Source organism: Bacillus hominis (assembly GCF_018332515.1).
GTDB classification, from domain to species: Bacteria; Bacillota; Bacilli; order Bacillales; family Bacillaceae_G; genus Bacillus_A; species Bacillus_A hominis.
In genome coordinates this window covers 1-608 of sequence record NZ_BOQD01000440.1, presented here as the reverse complement: position 1 = coordinate 608, position 608 = coordinate 1, and the positions used below count along the sequence as shown (strand labels likewise).

Annotated in this window: 1 protein-coding gene and 1 pseudogene; both read right to left on the bottom strand. The window is 34.2% G+C overall.

Annotated features, from left to right (window positions below; genetic code table 11):
* Positions 1–76 precede the first annotated feature (76 nt).
* The gene (locus tag KI356_RS26160; RefSeq protein ID WP_212936900.1) at positions 77–508 is read right to left on the bottom strand and encodes a hypothetical protein; all 432 of its coding nucleotides are present in this window, start codon (positions 506–508) and stop codon (positions 77–79) included.
* A pseudogene (locus tag KI356_RS28360) lies at positions 505–608 on the bottom strand (transcriptional regulator); the annotation flags it as partial. The pseudogene KI356_RS28360 and the gene KI356_RS26160, both read right to left, overlap by 4 nt.

The window sequence follows — 608 nt, the reverse complement described above, 5'->3', positions numbered from 1 at the left end:
TTTTTCGCAAAAAAATAAACCACTTAGACAAGTGTCCAAGTGGTTGGGTGATACGAGTAAAGTATGTAAATTTGTATTAATCCTCTTCTAAATCAGCAAGTTGTTTCATTCGTAACTTATAAACATACAATATTGGAATGAGTCCGCAAACAAATAAGATAAGGCCTAACAGTAGCCCATCTCTTGTACTAGATTCTGGGCTAATAGATGTAAGGTAAGATGAACCAAGTACTATTACTACCAATACGAGTAAAATTGTAAGGAGTGATTTTCTAGGATTCCTTTTCATATGTTCCTGTTGCACATTGATGCTCATGGATAAATAAGCTGACACGACCGAAGTGATAATAAATAGCATCCATAGCGGGTTGTCACGCATATGTTCAAAACCGCCTTGTATCAAATCATATCCAAGAATGCAGAGTATACCCATAGTTTGCACAAAGAATAAAATACGGATATTTTGTAGATTCCTTAGTACAAGTCTTTCATCTGTAATTTTCTTCATTCGTAATCCTCCTGTTCTATCCAAAAGATTTCGTCTAATGTTGCATCTGTCGCATAACAAATTTGTAAACATAACTTTAATGAAGGATTGTATTTTCCTT

Excerpts from the sequence above, each read along its gene's own strand:
- KI356_RS26160 (WP_212936900.1), bottom strand. The coding sequence starts at position 508 with ATGAAGAAAATTACAGATGAAAGACTTGTACTAAGGAATCTACAAAAT.